We start from the raw sequence: 16,304 nt of genomic DNA, 5'->3' as shown, positions 1-16,304 counted from the left end.
GGCGGTAGCGTGCTGCCATGGTCGACGACGCGCCATCCGCCCTGTCCCATTCGCTGCGCCACGGTGCGTACAGAGCCGACGTCGCCGCCACCGGTGCGGGACTGCGTGCCCTCGAGCACTCCGGGCGCCGGTTGACCGAGACGTGGGGCGCGGGCAGGCCGGAGGCCGGTCGGGATCGGGTCGCCGCCAAACCCCCGTTGTCGGCGGGGCTTGTTCTCGCACCGTGGCCCAACCGCACGCGCGACGGCCGGTTCACGTTCGACGGTGAGACACATCAGCTCGAGATCACCGAACCGGCCCGGAACAACGCGAGTCACGGACTCGTCCGTCGACGGGAATGGGACGTCGCGGAGCGGTCCGACTCGTCGATCACTCACACCATCGACATCGGTGGCGAGCAGGGATGGCCCTTCGCGCTGCGGCTGACCGCTCGGCACAGCCTCGATGACGACGGTCTGACCGTGACCCACACGGCGACGAACGTCGGGGATCGCACGGCGCCGTTCGGCATGGGCGTTCACTCGTTCGTCCGCGCAGGCGATGCGCCCCTGGACGAGTGCACGCTCCGACTCTCGGCGGGTGTGCGTCTCCCGCTCGACGGCGAGCGCAACCTGCCCAGCGGCGGCCCCGTGCCCGTGCAGGACACGGACCTCGACTTCGCTGCGGCGCGGAGCCTCGCCGGAGTCTGGCTCGACACCCCGTTCAGTGCCCTCGTCCCGGACGCGGACGGCATCGCACGGCAGTACCTGACGCCGCCGGACAGCGCGGCCACCGTGCTGTGGACCGACGCGAACTTCCCGTGGGTGCAGGTGTTCACGGCGGATCCGGCGCACGATCAGGCCTACCCGGACCGCGGCCGCGCCCTGGCGATCGAACCGATGACGTGCCCACCGGACGCGCTGAACTCAGGGGTGGGGCTGATCGTGCTGGAGCCGGGGGAGACCTGGACCGGGAGCTGGGGCATCCGGGCGGACGACGGGAGCGCCTCGTGACGATCCTCGTGTGCGGCGAGGCGCTGGTCGATCTGGTGCCGGATCGCCGGGGCGGTGGTCCCGCGTTGACGCCGAAGCTGGGCGGCGGCCCGTTCAACGTCGCCGTCGCGCTCGGCCGCCTCGGTGCGGACGTGCAGTTCCTCTCCCGCATCTCCCGCGACCCGTTCGGCCGCGACCTGGTGGCGTGGCTGGAGGCGTCGAAGGTGGGACTCGACCTGCTCCAGCGTGGGCCGGAGCTGACCACGCTCGCCCTGACCGTGCTCGACGCGCACGGCGCCGCCGAGTACTCGTTCTATGCCGACGGCACCGCGGACCGACTCGTCGAGGCGCCCGCGACCATCCCCGAGTCGGTGACCGCGGCGTCGTTCGGCACGCTGTCGCTGCTCTACGAGCCGGGCGCGAGCGTGTACGCGGCGTTGCTCGCGAGGGTGCACGACGCCGGGGTCCTGACGATGCTCGATCCGAACATCCGCCCGGCCGCGATGACGGACGGCGACGGTTACCGCGCCCGGTTCCGTACCTGGCTTCCGTCGATCGACATCCTCAAGGTGTCGGTCGAGGACGCGGGTTGGCTGGGGGAGGGGCCGCAGGGCACCACCGTCCGAGACTGGTTGGACGCGGGCGTGACGGCCGTCGTCGTCACGCGCGGCGGGGACGGACTGTCGGTGGTCACCACGGCCGGCGAGACAGTCGTTCCCGGTGTGTCGGTGCAGGTCGCGGACACCATCGGTGCGGGCGACACCGTCCACGGAGCGATGCTCCACCACCTGACGGAGCACGGCGTGCGCTCGTCGGCGGACCTTCTGCGACTCGATTCACACGCCTGGACGGCGGCTCTCACGTTCGCCGCGAAGGCAGCCGCCATCACCGTGTCACGACCGGGGGCGGACCCTCCCTGGGCGGACGAGGTCGGCGACGACTAGTTTTATCGAGACACCACAAGTTCCGTTACACCGAGCTCGAGAGGGACCCTTCGTGCCCGCTGAGAATGCCGACAACGCCGCCACCGCCAAGCTGATCTATCCCGGCGGCGAACACGAGATGACCATTGCGAGAGCGACCGAAGGCAACGACGGTATCGAGCTGGGCAAACTGCTCGCGAACACCGGGTACACGACGCTGGACGGTGGGTTCGTCAACACGGCCTCCACCAAGTCCGCCATCACGTACATCGACGGTGCCGAGGGCATCCTGCGCTACCGCGGATACCCGATCGACCAGCTCGCCGAGAAGTCGTCGTTTCTCGAGGTCAGCTACCTGCTGATCTACGGGGAGCTGCCCACCACCGTCGAGTTGGAGAACTTCACCGACCGCATCCGTCGGCACACCCTGCTGCACGAGGACCTCAAGCGCTTCTTCGACGGCTTCCCGCGCAACGCCCACCCGATGCCCGTCGTCTCGTCCGCGGTCAACGCGCTGTCCGCGTACTACCAGGACTCGCTCGACCCGAACGATCCCGAGCAGGTCGAGCTCTCGACGATCCGTCTGCTGGCCAAGCTGCCGACCATCGCCGCGTACGCGTACAAGAAGTCGGTGGGCCAGCCGTTCCTGTACCCGGACAACTCGAAGAGCTACGTCGAGAACTTCCTGCGCATGACCTTCGGTTTCCCGGCCGAGCCCTACGAGGCCGATCCCGAGATGGTCAAGGCGCTCGACATGCTGCTCATCCTGCACGCCGATCACGAGCAGAACTGCTCGACGTCGACGGTGCGCCTGGTCGGCTCGTCCGACGCCAACCTCTTCACGTCCATCTCCGGCGGCATCAACGCTCTGTGGGGTCCGCTGCACGGCGGCGCCAACCAGGCCGTCCTCGAGATGCTGTACCGCATCCAGAGCGAGGGCGGCGACAGTGCGGACTTCCTGAAGCGGGTCAAGAACAAGGAGGACGGTGTCAAGCTCATGGGCTTCGGACACCGTGTCTACAAGAACTACGACCCGCGCGCGGCCATCGTGCGCAAGACGGCGCACTCGATTCTCGAGAAGCTCGGCACCAACGACGAGCTGCTCGACATCGCGATGAAGCTCGAAGAGGTCGCCCTGTCCGACGACTACTTCGTCGAGCGCAAGCTGTACCCGAACGTCGACTTCTACACGGGCCTCATCTACCGCGCCATGGGCTTCCCCGAGCGCATGTTCACGGTGCTGTTCGCGCTCGGCCGCCTGCCCGGGTGGATCGCGCACTGGCAGGAGATGCACCAGGACCCGAACGCCAAGATCGGCCGCCCCCGTCAGATCTACACGGGCTACACCGAGCGCGGCTACGAGGGCATCGACGGCCGCTGATCGGCCCTGCCCCTCGCGACACCCCCGACGCGGTGCGTCAGAACTTCCGGTTGGCCAACACCGGCAAGTTCTGGCGCACCGCGTCGATCTCGTTCGGGTCGATGTCGAGCGTGAGCAGACCGGGCGCCGCGCCGAGCTGGTCGAGCACATGGCCGGTGGGGGACACCACCATCGAGTTGCCGACGCCCACGGGTGCCGAGCCCGAGATCTCGATACCCGACTCGGCGGGGTCCGCCTGCCCGCAGGCCGCGAGGAACGTCGTGGAGTCCAGTGCACGGGCGCGGGCGAGCAGTGTCCACTGATCCACCTTGCCGGGGCCGCGGCCCCACGACGCGGCGACGACGGTGAGCAGGGCGCCGCGGTCCGCGAGGGTCTGGAAGAGGCCGGGGAAGCGAATGTCGTAGCACGTCGCGAAGCCGACACCCACGCCGTCGATGTCGACGACCACCGGCTCGGTTCCCGGTGCGACGGTGTCGGACTCGGCGAAACCGAACGCGTCGAACAGGTGGATCTTGTCGTACGACGCCTCGACGCCCCCGCCGGTGATCAGCAGGGTGTTGCGCACCCGCTCGTCACCGCCGACGGCCGGGGTGAACATGCCGGCCGCGACGGTGATGCCCGCGTCGTCGGCGATCTCGCGCACCGCGGTGGCCCAGGGGCCGTCGAGCGGCTCGGCGACGTCGGCGATCGATCCGCCGAATCGGCGCATCGTTGCCTCGGGAAGGACGCACAGCCGGGCGCCCGCGTCCACGGCGTCACGGACGGACGAGCGCACCAGGTCGAGGTTCTCGTTCGGATCGCGGGACGCGGTGATCTGGGCGAGGCTGATTCTCATGCGGTGCTCCTGACGTCGGCGTGCGGGGTGTCGAGGGTCGTGACTGGTATACACACAGTATGCAAGAACAGTCCGGTCGCGAGCGTGCCTATGTCTATCTCCGCGACCGCGTGCTGTCCGAACCGGCGTTCACGGGCACGTTCCTGAACGAGGGTGAGCTGGCGTCGCAGATCGGGGTGTCGCGCACCCCGGTCCGAGAAGCGTTGCTGCTGTTGGTGTCCGAGGGTCTCATCGAGATGGTGCGAGGCCGGGGCGCGTACGTGCCGCCGATGTCCGGGCGCCAGATCGGTGAACTGATGGACCTGCGCGGCGTGCTCGAACGGCACGCCGCGGAGAAGGCGATCGACGCTGGGAACGTACCCATCGCGGCGATGACGGCCACTCTGGAGTCGCAGGAGGCCCTGGCTGCCGGTGCCGCCGAGGATCACGCCCGAACCTTCATCGACCTCGACGGGACGTTCCACCAGGAACTGATCGACTCTGCAGGCAGCGAGTTGCTGTCCCGGACGTACGCCGGGCTGCGGGCGCGGCAGTTGCGTGCCGGGTTGTCCGCGCTGTTCGGCGCTCCCGACCGCAAGCGCCAGGTGTGCACCGAGCATCGCGCGATCGTCGACGCGTTGGCCTCGGGGGATCTGGCCGCGGCGTCCGCGCAGATCGATGCACACCTGGACGTCACCATGCGAATCCTGCTGCGCGGCTAGCTCTCCCGTGCCGAGAGCTGCTCGGCGCCGAGGTTCTGCGCGACGTAGCTCTCCTCCTCCGCGGGATCGGGACCACGGCCGAGTGCCAGGCCGAGGACGGTGAGCACACCCATCGCCATGATGTAGACGAAGACGGGCACCCAGCTGTCGGTGCGGTCGAGCAGGAACGTGAACATGAGCGGAGCGATCGCGCCGCCGAAGACGCCGGCGATCGTGTACGCCAGCGAGGCACCGGTGGAGCGCAGGCGCAGCGAGAACTGCTCCGTCACGAACGCGGCCTGCGGCCCGTACATGAACGAGTGGAACGTCAGTCCGACGACGACGCCCAGGACGAGCATGCCGAACGAGCTGCCGCCGATGAGGAGGAAGAAGACGGCCACCCACGCGACGCCGCCCACGGCGGCGACGGCGTAGAGCAGTCGCCGGTTCACGATGTCGGACAGTGCGCCCGCCAGCGGGATGGTGGCCAGCTGGAACGCCGAGCCGATGAGGATGGCCGTGAGCACCTCGCTGCGCACGAAGCCGAGCTTCTGCACGCCGTAGGTGATGGAGAAGACGGTGAAGAGGGCGTAGATGACGTCGGGTGCGATGCGCGAGAGGATCGCGGCGATCAGGGGGCGGCGCTGCTCGCGGAAGACCTCGGTGATCGGTGCCGCGGGTCGGTCGCCGCTCTCCTGCAGCGCCTTGAACACCGGGGTGTCCTCGAGCTTCAGGCGGATCCACAGTCCGAAGCCGACCAGAACGGCCGACAGCAGGAATGCCACGCGCCAGCCCCACGACTCGAACTGTTCCTCGGTGAGGGCGAAGGTCAGGGCCGCGAGAGCGCCGTTGGCCATCAGGTTGCCGGCGGGCGGGCCGATCTGCGCCGCGGACGACCAGAATCCACGCTTGCGCGGATTGCCGTACTCGCTCGAGAGCAGGACGGCACCGCCCCACTCGCCACCGACGGCGACGCCCTGCGCGAAGCGCAACGCCACCAGGATGATCGGCGCCGCGACGCCGATGGTCGCGTAGCCCGGCAGCAGTCCGATGAGGAACGTCGTGACGCCGATGAGCAACAACGTGATGACGAGCAGCTGTTTGCGTCCGATGACGTCGCCGAGGCGGCCGAAGACGAACCCGCCGATCGGCCGCGCGACGTATCCCACGGCGTAGGTCGAGAACGCGAGCAGCGTTCCCGTCAACGGGTCGCTCTCCGGGAAGAAGATGATGGGGAAGATCAGTGCGGCCGACGCGGAGTAGACCGCGAAGTCGTACCACTCCAGTGCCGTACCGGTCAGGCTGGCAGCGAAAGCCTTGGTCAGCGCAGTCCGGTCGGGACGCACCGCCCCTCGGCCGTCGGGTGTCGTGCCGTCCATGGGATGTCCTTTCGGGTGTCGTGGTTCATATACTTGCTGTATACAAGACGTATGCGCAACCCCTCGAGCGCTCCCGAAACAGAGAAGTAACAGGAGAAATGATGACGACACTGACCTTCGAACTTCCCGACGGTTCCACCGAGTCGGTCACCGTGACCACACTCCTGAACGCCGGGTACGCGGGCCGTGACCAGGCCGAGGTCGCGTCCCACATCGCCGAACTGGCCGAGCTCGGCGTTCCCGCACCGACCACCATTCCGGCGATGTACCCCATCTCGCCCTACCTGGCACAGCAGACCTCCGAGGTGCACGTCCAGCACGGACACACCTCGGGCGAGGCGGAGTGGGCACTGGTGATCACGGGTCCCACCCGCGACGACGTGCTGCTGACCGTCGCGTGCGACCACACCGATCGCGATCTCGAGGTGCACAGCGTCGCGTGGAGCAAGAACGCCTCACCCGACGTGCTCGGCACCGGGGCCTGGCGGCTCGCGGAGGTGGCCGACCGCCTCGACGACATCACGCTGCGCGCCCGGGTCGGAGACGACGAGACCCTCATCCAGGACGGCACTCTGGGCGATCTGCTCTCGCCCGATCACTGGCTCGACGTCCTCACCGAGCGGGGGCTCTTCCGGGCGGGCACGGTGCTGATGTCCGGCACGGTGTCGATGGTTCCGGGGGTGGACCAGTTCGCGAGCGCGTGGAAGGTCGAGCTGCGCGACCCGGCGACCGATCGGACTCTGACCTGCGCTTACCGCACCGTCGCCATGCCGTCCCCGATAGGCTGAGCGCAGTCACGTTACAGTCGATCGGTACAGGACATCGTCGTTCGGTATCAGTCGACTACAGGAGTTCATCGTGACCAAGCCCGAGATCGAGTTCCAGGCCGGCCCCCCTCCTACCGACCTCGTGGTCCAGGACATCACGGTCGGTGACGGCGCGGAAGCCGTTCCCGGCGGCACCGTCGAGGTCCACTACGTGGGCGTCGAGTTCGAGAGCGGCGAGGAGTTCGACTCGTCCTGGAACCGCGGCGAGTCCATCACCTTCCCGCTGCGCGGCCTCATCCAGGGCTGGCAGGACGGCATTCCCGGCATGAAGGTCGGCGGACGCCGTCAGCTCACCATCCCGCCGGAGCTCGCCTACGGCCCCGCAGGCGCCGGACATCGGCTGTCCGGCAAGACCCTCGTCTTCGTCATCGATCTGCTGAACGCCTGATCTCTGCTCCGCAGATTCGACGGGCTCACGCCACGTCGAGCACCAACCTCGCACCGCCCAGCGGGCTCGCCTCCAGATGCACAGTTCCACCGTGCAGGTGAGCCTGCTGGGCGACCAGTGCGAGCCCGAGTCCGGATCCGCCCGCCGCGGCTCGTGATCCGCGCTCGAAGCGTCCGAAGACACGTTCCCGCTCCTCCTCCGGGACGCCGGACCCGTTGTCGTCCACGCTGATTCGCGCACCCTCCGCCGTGCGCGCCACGCTGATCACCACGGTCGTCGCGCCGCCGTGACGCACGGCATTGAGCACGGCGTTGTCGAGCGCCAACCGTAGTCCCGTGGGATGACCCAGGGCGGACACCGGCCCGTCGGCCTCCACCCGCACCCGCGTCTCCGGCAACGTCCGCGCGGCGTCCCGTGCGACGAGGTCGGCGACCTCCACGACGTCCACGCTCACCCGGTCCGCGTCGGTGGTCAGCTCTCCGGTGGCCAGCCGTTCCAGCGCGGCGAGAGTCGATTCCACCCGGCCCTGCGTGCGCTGAAGGTCGTCGAGGATCTCCTGCCGCTGCTCGGCGGAGAGATCGAGCGTGCGCAGCACCTCGATGTCGGTACGCATGGCGGTCAGCGGCGTCCGCAGCTCGTGCGCCGACACGGCGGCGAAGTCGCGGGCCGTCTCGAGGGCGCTCTCGGTGCGCGCCTGGGCGTCCGACACTCGCTGCAGCATGTCGCCGACGGCGGCCGCGAGGGCGTCCGCCTCCCGCACACCCGTCGACTTGCGGGGTGGTGTCGGCGGGTCCTTCGCGACGTCGTGCGTGAGCCTCATCAACGGGCGCACGGCCCGTCCGCCGAGGATCCAGCCGAGTGCCGTCGACGCGCCGACCGCCAGAGCGCCGGCCTGCAGCACCTGCCGCTGCTGGTCGTCCGTGATGTCCTGCGCCTCCGACAACGGCACCGCGATGGACACGGTGACGTCCGTCCGGTCCGGCACCGCGGCGGTATAGACGCGGAACGGGGTGCCGTCGACGTCGGCGGTCGCCGAACCGAGCGGCATCGCGGGGAGCTGCGGCTGAGTACTGGCCCGCACCTGATCGGTCTGCCTGATCGTGATGGCGAAGGCCTCGGACCTGCTCAGGCTCCCGAGGAACATCTCGAATGTCTGCGCACGCGGTACCACCACCTCCGACGCTGTCTCGAGCCGACGGTCGAGCTGCAGGATGTTGTTGCGGGAGATGGCCGCTGCGACGTACCAACCGACGAGCGAGACGATGATGAGGGCGCCCAGGGCGGTGGCGGCGGCCACGCGGGCGCGCAGCGAGAAGACCCGGGAAGGCCGGAGGCCGGTCGTCATGCGCCGGGAAGGCCGGAGGCCGGTCGTCATGCGCCGGGAGGGCCGGAGAAGCGTCATGAAGCCGTGCGCAGGACGAAGCCGACGCCGCGGACGGTGTGCAGGATCCGTGGCACCCCACCGCTCTCCATCTTCCGCCGCAGGTACCCGACGAAGACGTCGACGACGTTGGTGTCGGCCACGAAGTCGTACCCCCACACCAGTTCCAGGAGCCGCTCCCGGCTGAGCACCACTCCGGCGTTGTGCGCGAGGACGGCGAGGAGTTCGAACTCGCGCTTCGTGAGGTCGAGGGGCCGCCCGTCGATGGTGGCGCGGTGGCCCGGCTCGTCGAGGCTCAGAGGCCCGACCACCACGGCGGCAGTGGCCGGGACGCTGGTACCGATGGTGCCGCGGCGGCGCAGCATCGCGTTGATGCGTGCCACCAGTTCGGCGAGGACGAACGGCTTGGTCAGGTAGTCGTCGGCGCCGGACTCGAGGCCCGCGATGCGGTCGTCGACGGAACTGCGCGCGCTCAGGACGCACACCGGGACGTCGTTGCCGCGGGCGCGCAACGCGGTGACCACGCCGTTGCCGTCGAGGACGGGCATGTTCATGTCCAGGACCACGACGTCCGGATCCTGCGCACCGACGAGGTCGAGAGCGGCGGCGCCGTCGCGAGCGGTGAGCACGGTGAACCCGGACAGCCGCAGTCCGCGCTCGATCGAGGCCAGCACGTCGACGTCGTCGTCCACCACGAGGACGGTGGGCTGGTCCGGAGCGGTCATCCGTCGATTGTGCCGGAACGACCGTGGTGTGCGGATGCGCCCCGCGCCACGTGAGTCGACCTGTGTGCAGTGATCCGCGCTCACCGCGGATCAGCGCACACAACCGGCCGGGCCGGGAACGATCGCGGTGGTCACGTCTGCGCAATCTTCCCGGAACAGAGCGTCTCTATCGTCTCTCGAAGCCGTCGGTGCATCCAGCGCGGTCGGGGTCGAGCATGCAAGGGGTATCACGATGAGCGCGAACACGGTCCGTCTCCAGGCTCTGCGAGCGGTCGAGGCGTACCAGCCTCCCGCCGTCAGCTACACCGACACGGAGACTCCGGGTCAGGTCTTCGGCGAGAACGTGTTCAACCGTGTGGTGATGCAGAAGCGCCTGCCGAAGTCGGTCTACAAGTCGGTGATGAAGACGATCGAGCACGGTGCGCCGCTCGATCCGATGGTGGCCGACGCGGTGGCGTCCGCGATGAAGGACTGGGCCATCGAGAAGGGTGCGACGCACTACGCGCACGTGTTCTACCCGCTGACGGGTCTGACGGCGGAGAAGCATGACAGTTTCCTCGAGCCGGTGTCGGACGGTTCCGCGTTGGCGGAGTTCGCCGGCAAGACGCTGATCCAGGGCGAACCCGACGCGTCGAGTTTCCCGAACGGCGGTCTGCGCAACACCTTCGAGGCGCGTGGTTACACGGGGTGGGACGTCACCAGCCCGGCGTACGTCCTCGAGAATCCGAACGGCAACACGCTGTGCATCCCGACGGTGTTCGTGTCGATGACCGGTGAGGCACTGGACCACAAGACGGGTCTGCTGCGCTCCCAGCAGGCGATGGGCCGGCACGCCGAGCGCATCCTGACGCTCTTCGGACACGAGGATCCCGAGCACGTCGTGTCCTTCTGCGGACCGGAGCAGGAGTACTTCCTCGTCGACCGGCACTTCTTCCTGGCGCGTCCGGATCTGCTCAACGCGGGGCGCACCCTGTTCGGTGCGAAGCCGCCCAAGGGCCAGGAGTTCGACGACCACTATTTCGGCGCGATTCCCGAACGCGTCCTGGGCTTCATGATGGACACTGAGCGCGAACTGTTCAAGCTCGGCATCCCGGCCAAGACCCGGCACAACGAGGTGGCGCCCGGACAGTTCGAGATCGCGCCGATGTTCGAGCGCGGCAACATCGCCGCGGATCACCAGCAACTGCTCATGACGACGTTCAAGACCATCGCCAAGAAGCACGGCATGGAGATCCTGTTCCACGAGAAGCCGTTCGAGGGCGTCAACGGGTCGGGTAAGCACGTCAACTTCTCGTTGGGCAACTCGGAGCTCGGCAGCCTCCTGGTCCCGGGGGACACCCCGCACGACAACGCACAGTTCCTCGTCTTCTGTGCCGCGGTGATCCGCGCGGTGCACAAGTACGCCGGGCTGCTGCGCGCATCGGTGGCGTCGGCCACGAACGATCACCGACTCGGCGCGAACGAGGCTCCGCCGGCCATCATCTCGATCTTCCTGGGTGACCAGCTCGCCGACGTCTTCGACCAGATCGCCAAGGGCGCGGCGACGTCTTCGAAGGGCAAGGGCACCATGATGATCGGGGCGGACACGCTGCCCGTGCTGCCCACCGATCCGGGCGACCGCAACCGTACGAGCCCGTTCGCGTTCACCGGCAACCGATTCGAGTTCCGCGCTCCGGGGTCGATGCAGACGGTGAACGAGCCGATGGTCGTCATCAACACGATCATGGCCGAGTCGCTCGACCACATGGCCACCGAGCTCGAGACGGCCGTCGCGGACGGCGTCGACTTCGACACTGCGGTCCAGAATCTGTTGACGCAGATCATCACCGACCACGGCGCCGTCGTCTTCAACGGTGACGGGTACTCGGAGAACTGGCCCATCGAGGCGGAGGCGCGGGGTCTCGCCAACCTGCGCACGACGCTGGACGCATTGCCGGAGCTCATCACCGACGAGGCGCTGGCCCTCTTCTCGAAGTACGACGTGTTCAACTCGCGAGAGATGCACAGCCGTTACGAGATCGGGCTCGAGCAGTACGCACTCACCATCGGTGTGGAGGCTCGGTTGACGCTCGAGATGGGCACCACCATCGTGCTGCCGGCAGCAGTGCGGTACCAGACGGAGGTCGCCCAGAACCTGGCCGCGCTGCAGGCGGTGGGCGTGGAGATCGACAGGGCGCCGCTGGACACCGTGTCCGTGCCGCTCGCGGCTCTGCGGGCCGGGCTGGCGACGCTGAAGGGCGCGCTGGACGCCGACACCGGGCACGACGCGCTCGGCGAGGCCAGCCACGCCAGAGACGCGCTCCTTCCGGCCATGGCGGAAGTGCGGGCGGCGGCCGATCAGCTCGAGGACATCGTCGCCGACGACCTGTGGCCGCTGCCGACCTACCAGGAGATGTTGTTCGTCCTGTGATGCACGCGGCGCGCTGGTGACATTCACTCGAGGCGGGTCGAATGTCCGTTTTCCGTGCGGCACCACCTCCGGCGGGCGGTAGCTTCCCCGTCGGGGGTGATGCGGCATGGGGTCGTCGGGATCAGGATCGTCAGGGTGGAATGCAGGGTCGTTGTTCGCGCTACCGGTGCGAGTCGGGTTGGTCCTGACCGCGGTGGCGGCGACGGTGGTGGTCAGCGCCGTCACGGCGGTCGCAGCGCCCGCCGACCCGGCCGTCGGCTCCACCTACGCGTGCAGCGGCGACGTCGCGGGTGCGGCGGAGGACCCTGTGGTGTTGGTGCACGGCACCTGGACGAACAGTGTCGAGGACTTCGGCGCGGTGCTCGAACCGTGGCTCACGCAGACCGGTCGACCGTTCTGCACGGTGGAACTGCCTCGGCGCGCGACGGTCGACGTGCAGATCAGCACCCGCTTCGTCGTGGACGCCGTGCTGCGCACCGCGAACACCCGCGGTGGCCCGGTCGATCTGGTCGGCCACAGCCAGGGCGGAACTCTCGCGGCGTGGGCGGTGAAGTCCGATCCCGAGGTCGCCGCGGTGGTGGACGACGTGGTCGGGCTCGCTCCGGTGGGTGCTCCGCAGGACACCGATGCGGTGTGCGCGGCGCTGGGCGGCTGTGCGGCGCCCATCTGGCAGTTCTCGGAGGGTTCCGACTTCATGGCCGCACTGACGTCGACGCCGTTCCCGGCGGGCACGTCGGCCACCACGATCTCGACGGCGTTCGACGAGCTGGTGCGACCGGCCCCGGCCGCCGGCGCGATGGCCGGGGCGTCGAACCTGGTGATCCAGGACGTCTGCCCCCTGAAGTACGTCTCCCACGTCCTGCTTCCGTCGGACGCCACGGCGATCGCGATGCTGGCCGACGCGTTGGACAACGACGGCCCGGCCGTCGAGTCGAGGGTGGGCACGCAGAGTTGTCTCCAGCTCACCCCGCCCGGAACCGATCCGCTGGGCCCGCTGCGTACCGCGCCCACCGCCATCGCCGGCCTGGTGGACGCGCAGATCCAGACGCAGGTGCTTCCGGCCGAGCCGGCCTACACCGGACCCTGACGTTCGGCCGGGGCGCGGAACGGGTACGAACGTCTGTCATGAGCTCTTCTGCACCCTCCGTCCTGTGGTTCCGCCGCGACCTGCGCCTCGGTGACCACCCGGCACTGGCCCACGCCGCCGAGGACGGCCGGGACGTGCTGGCGCTGTTCGTGCTCGACGATCACCTCCTCGGCCCGTCGGGTGCCGCGCGCCGCGACGTGCTGTTCCGGTCGTTGACAGCGCTGGACGATCAGCTCGGCGGCCGCCTGATGGTGGTGAAGGGCGATCCGGTGGCCGCGGTTCCGGCCGTGGCGAAGGCCGTGGGAGCGGGCGCCGTGCACGTGAGCGAGGACTATGGTCCGTACGGTCGACGCCGCGACGACGCCGTCGCCGAGAAGGTCGACCTGGTGCGGACGGGGTCGCCGTACGCGGTGTCGCCCGGCCGCATCGTCAAGGACGACGGCGAGGGTTTCAAGGTCTTCACGCCGTTCTACCGCCGCTGGCAGGACCACGGCTGGCGCGGCCCCGCCGACACCTCCGCGTCGTCGGCGTCGTGGATCGATCCGGACGACGTGTCGGGCGGCCGCAAGCGAGTGACCATTCCGACGGAGAAGACCCGTGCGGACGTCGAGGCCGGCGAGCAGGCGGCGCTGTCCTCGTGGGCGGACTTCCGCGACGACCGTGCGACCGGGTACGACGACGAGCGCAACCGTCCGGACAAGGACAGCACCAGCCGGATGTCGGTGCACCTGAAGTACGGGACCATCCATCCGCGCACCATGCTGGCCGATCTGGCCTCACTGAAGAACGACGGCTCGGAGGCGTACCGACGCGAGTTGTGCTTCCGAGACTTCTACGCCGACATCCTCTTTCGCCGACCGGACAGCGCTCGGGAGAACTACGACAAGAGGTTCGACAAGATCGAGCTCGACTCCGGGCCGCACGCGGACGAGCTCTTCCAGGCGTGGTGCGACGGCACGACGGGCTTCCCCATCGTCGACGCGGGCATGCGCCAACTGGTCTCGGAGAACTGGATGCACAACAGGGTGCGGATGATCGTCGCATCCTTCCTGGTGAAGGACCTGCACCTGCCGTGGTGGCGGGGTGCACGCTTCTTCCTGCAGCACCTGATGGACGGCGACATCGCCAGCAACCAGCACGGGTGGCAGTGGACCGCGGGCACGGGAACCGATGCGTCGCCGTACTTCCGGGTGTTCAACCCCACGACGCAGGGCGAGAAGTTCGACCCGAACGGCGACTACGTGCGTCGCTGGGTTCCCGAGCTCCGCGGTGTCGAGGGTAAAGCCGTGCACGCTCTGAAGAACGGACGGCCGGAGGACTATCCCGAGCCGATCGTCGACCACAAGCACGAGCGGGAGGAAGCGCTCCGACGCTTCGGCGCGCTCAAGTCCTGACTGTGCGGTCCGTTCAGGGCCTGAAGAGGGCCGCCAGGGCGTCGAGCACGGACGCGTCCTCGATGGTCGACGGCACCACCACCTCGTCGCCGTCGACCATCTGGCGCATCGTCTTGCGCAGGATCTTGCCCGAGCGTGTCTTGGGCAACGCCTGTACGACGGTCACGTCACGGAACGTGGCAACGGCGCCGATGTCCTCGCGAACGGCCGCGACGAGTTCGGAGCGCAGGGTGTCGTCGTCGATGTCCACGCCGGTCTTGAGCACGACGTAGGCGCTGGGGCGTTGACCCTTCGTCTCGTCGTGGATGCCGATCACGGCGCACTCGGCGACGGCAGGGTGGGCGCCGACGACGGCTTCGATACTGCCCGTGGACAATCGGTGCCCCGCGACGTTGATGACGTCGTCGGTGCGCCCCAGGACGTAGACGTAGCCGTCCTCGTCGACGTAGCCCGAATCGCCGGTGAGGTAGTACCCGTCGAACGCGGCGAGATACGACGACAGGAACCGGTCGTCGTCCTGCCAGAGTCCGGCGAGTGTGCCGGGCGGCAGGGGAAGTTCGAGCACGATGTTGCCCTCGGTGCCGGCGGGTACCTCGGCCCCCGAACCGTCGACGATGCCGACGTGGAACCCGGGCACCGGCACCGTCGGTGAGCCCGACTTCAGCGGCATCGGTTCCAGCCCGCGGAGATTCGCGCAGATAGCCCACCCCGTCTCGGTCTGCCACCAGTGGTCGACCACCGGTCGGTCCAGGATGCGGGACGCCCACGCGAAGGTGTCCGGATCCAGGCGCTCGCCGGCGACGAACAGGGTTTCCAGGGACGACACGTCGTGATCGCGCAGCAGCGCGGCCTCCGGATCGACCTTGCGTACGGCGCGCAGTGCCGTGGGCGCCGTGAACAGCGCACGCACCCCGTACTCCTCGATCACTCGCCAGAACGCGCCCGCGTCGGGGGTGCCGACGGGCTTGCCCTCGTACAGCACCGTCGTCGCTCCGGCCAGCAACGGGCCGTAGACGATGTAGCTGTGGCCGACCACCCAGCCCACGTCCGAGGCGGTCCACATGACCTGGCCGGGTCCGACGTCGTAGATGTTGGTCATCGACCAGCGCAGCGCGACGGCGTGTCCGCCGTTGTCCCGGACGACGCCCTTCGGCTTCCCGGTGGTGCCCGACGTGTAGAGGATGTAGAGCGGATCGGTCGCCGCGACCGACACGGGATCCGCGGGGGTCGCGGCGTCGAGTTCCCGGTGGAAGTCCAGCCAGTCGCCCGGTGCCTCGATGTCGATCTCCGGTCGGCGCGTGAGGAAGACCGCACGCGGGGACGACGTCGACATGGCGAGGGCCGCGGCGACGGGTGTCACGTAGTCGACGGTGCGTCCGGGTTCGAGACCACCCGTGGCGGTCACGATCGCGACGGGATCCGCGTCGTCGATGCGCGCGGCCAGTTCCTTAGCGGCGAACCCGCCGAACACCACCGAGTGGACCGCACCGAGGCGCGCACAGGCGAGCATCGCGACGACGGCCTCCGGAATCATCGGCATGTAGAGCACGACGCGATCACCCGCACCGACGCCGCGAGCGGCGAGCGCCCCCGCGAAACGGGACACCCGGTCGAGGAGTTCGGAGTAGGTGAACGACACGCGAGCGCCCGTCATGGCGGAATCGTGGATCAGCGCGGTCCGATCGCCGGCACCGGCCGCGACGTGGCGGTCGAGCGCGTTGACGCACGTGTTCAGTCGACCGTCCGGGAACCAGCGGTGGAAGGGTGCGTTCGACGAGTCCAGGGCGATGGTCGGCGCGACGTCCCAGTCGATCGCTTGCGCCGCCTCGAGCCAGAAGGCGTCGGGGTCGGCGGCAGCGGCGTCGTAGGCCTGGCGGTAGGCGCCCGATTCGGTCATGAGCCGACTGTAATCTCGGCCGCACT

14 protein-coding genes are annotated in these 16,304 nt (G+C 68.8%); 9 read left to right on the top strand and 5 right to left on the bottom strand.

Features of this window, described 5'->3' with window-relative positions:
* The first annotated feature begins 17 nt into the window (after positions 1–17).
* From J4E04_RS16280 to J4E04_RS16270, 3 genes are read left to right on the top strand one after another with little or no spacing between them, the layout of a single operon-like run.
* Positions 18–992, top strand: a complete 975-nt coding sequence (locus J4E04_RS16280) for an aldose 1-epimerase family protein (protein WP_490149022.1) — start codon at positions 18–20, stop codon at positions 990–992.
* Complete coding sequence (locus tag J4E04_RS16275) at positions 989–1,915, top strand: carbohydrate kinase family protein (protein WP_490149021.1); 927 nt, start codon at positions 989–991, stop codon at positions 1,913–1,915. The genes J4E04_RS16280 and J4E04_RS16275 overlap by 4 nt, the downstream gene beginning before the upstream one ends.
* A 52-nt stretch (positions 1,916–1,967) precedes the next feature.
* Positions 1,968–3,275 carry a citrate synthase gene (locus J4E04_RS16270; RefSeq protein ID WP_037183979.1) on the top strand — a complete coding sequence of 436 codons (1,308 nt, stop codon included), beginning with the start codon at positions 1,968–1,970 and terminating at the stop codon, positions 3,273–3,275.
* A 37-nt stretch (positions 3,276–3,312) separates the two neighbouring features.
* Here J4E04_RS16270 and J4E04_RS16265 read toward each other — a convergent pair whose 3' ends face one another.
* A complete protein-coding gene (locus tag J4E04_RS16265) occupies positions 3,313–4,110 on the bottom strand; it encodes a carbon-nitrogen hydrolase family protein (RefSeq protein WP_027504210.1) in 798 nt (265 codons plus the stop codon).
* A gap of 59 nt (positions 4,111–4,169) precedes the next feature.
* Here J4E04_RS16265 and J4E04_RS16260 point away from each other — a divergent pair, with 59 nt between their 5' ends.
* Entirely contained in the window at positions 4,170–4,811 is a 642-nt protein-coding gene (locus J4E04_RS16260; protein WP_027504209.1) for a GntR family transcriptional regulator, read from the top strand.
* Here the strand turns inward: J4E04_RS16260 and J4E04_RS16255 are convergent.
* Complete coding sequence (locus J4E04_RS16255) at positions 4,808–6,169, bottom strand: MFS transporter (RefSeq protein ID WP_328813276.1); 1,362 nt, start codon at positions 6,167–6,169, stop codon at positions 4,808–4,810. The two genes, J4E04_RS16260 and J4E04_RS16255, sit on opposite strands and share 4 nt — an antisense overlap.
* 101 nt (positions 6,170–6,270) lie before the next feature.
* Between J4E04_RS16255 and J4E04_RS16250 the strand changes: the two genes are divergently transcribed.
* Positions 6,271–6,957 (top strand): DUF2848 domain-containing protein, encoded by a 687-nt coding sequence (locus J4E04_RS16250; RefSeq protein ID WP_056447514.1) that lies wholly within the window; start codon positions 6,271–6,273, stop codon positions 6,955–6,957.
* A 70-nt stretch (positions 6,958–7,027) separates the two neighbouring features.
* The gene (locus J4E04_RS16245; RefSeq protein WP_027504206.1) at positions 7,028–7,384 is read left to right on the top strand and encodes an FKBP-type peptidyl-prolyl cis-trans isomerase; all 357 of its coding nucleotides are present in this window, start codon (positions 7,028–7,030) and stop codon (positions 7,382–7,384) included.
* Between the two features lie 25 nt (positions 7,385–7,409).
* On the opposite strand, the gene J4E04_RS16240 is transcribed toward J4E04_RS16245, so the two are convergent.
* Together J4E04_RS16240 and J4E04_RS16235 are read right to left on the bottom strand one after the other, a co-directional pair.
* Positions 7,410–8,729: a sensor histidine kinase gene (locus tag J4E04_RS16240; protein WP_490149020.1), complete on the bottom strand. Its 1,320-nt coding sequence runs from the start codon at positions 8,727–8,729 to the stop codon at positions 7,410–7,412.
* 53 nt (positions 8,730–8,782) lie between these two features.
* Positions 8,783–9,490: a response regulator transcription factor gene (locus J4E04_RS16235; protein ID WP_027504204.1), complete on the bottom strand. Its 708-nt coding sequence runs from the start codon at positions 9,488–9,490 to the stop codon at positions 8,783–8,785.
* A 232-nt stretch (positions 9,491–9,722) separates the two neighbouring features.
* Here J4E04_RS16235 and J4E04_RS16230 point away from each other — a divergent pair, with 232 nt between their 5' ends.
* The 3 genes from J4E04_RS16230 to J4E04_RS16220 all read left to right on the top strand — a co-directional run bounded on the left by J4E04_RS16230 (position 9,723) and on the right by J4E04_RS16220 (position 14,381).
* On the top strand, positions 9,723–11,900 hold the full coding sequence (locus J4E04_RS16230; RefSeq protein ID WP_490149019.1) for a glutamine synthetase III family protein: 2,178 nt from the start codon (positions 9,723–9,725) through the stop codon (positions 11,898–11,900).
* A 151-nt stretch (positions 11,901–12,051) separates the two neighbouring features.
* A complete protein-coding gene (locus J4E04_RS16225) occupies positions 12,052–12,987 on the top strand; it encodes an esterase/lipase family protein (RefSeq protein ID WP_285187914.1) in 936 nt (311 codons plus the stop codon).
* A 38-nt stretch (positions 12,988–13,025) separates the two neighbouring features.
* Positions 13,026–14,381 carry a cryptochrome/photolyase family protein gene (locus J4E04_RS16220; protein ID WP_027504202.1) on the top strand — a complete coding sequence of 452 codons (1,356 nt, stop codon included), beginning with the start codon at positions 13,026–13,028 and terminating at the stop codon, positions 14,379–14,381.
* 13 nt (positions 14,382–14,394) lie between these two features.
* On the opposite strand, the gene J4E04_RS16215 is transcribed toward J4E04_RS16220, so the two are convergent.
* Positions 14,395–16,278: a propionyl-CoA synthetase gene (locus J4E04_RS16215; RefSeq protein WP_490149018.1), complete on the bottom strand. Its 1,884-nt coding sequence runs from the start codon at positions 16,276–16,278 to the stop codon at positions 14,395–14,397.
* Positions 16,279–16,304: the final 26 nt, after the last annotated feature.

The sequence above is a fragment of the Rhodococcus sp. NFXS4 genome, assembly GCF_058139645.1.
Note: the sequence above shows the minus strand (reverse complement) of the source record. Positions and strands in the feature narration are given on the sequence as shown.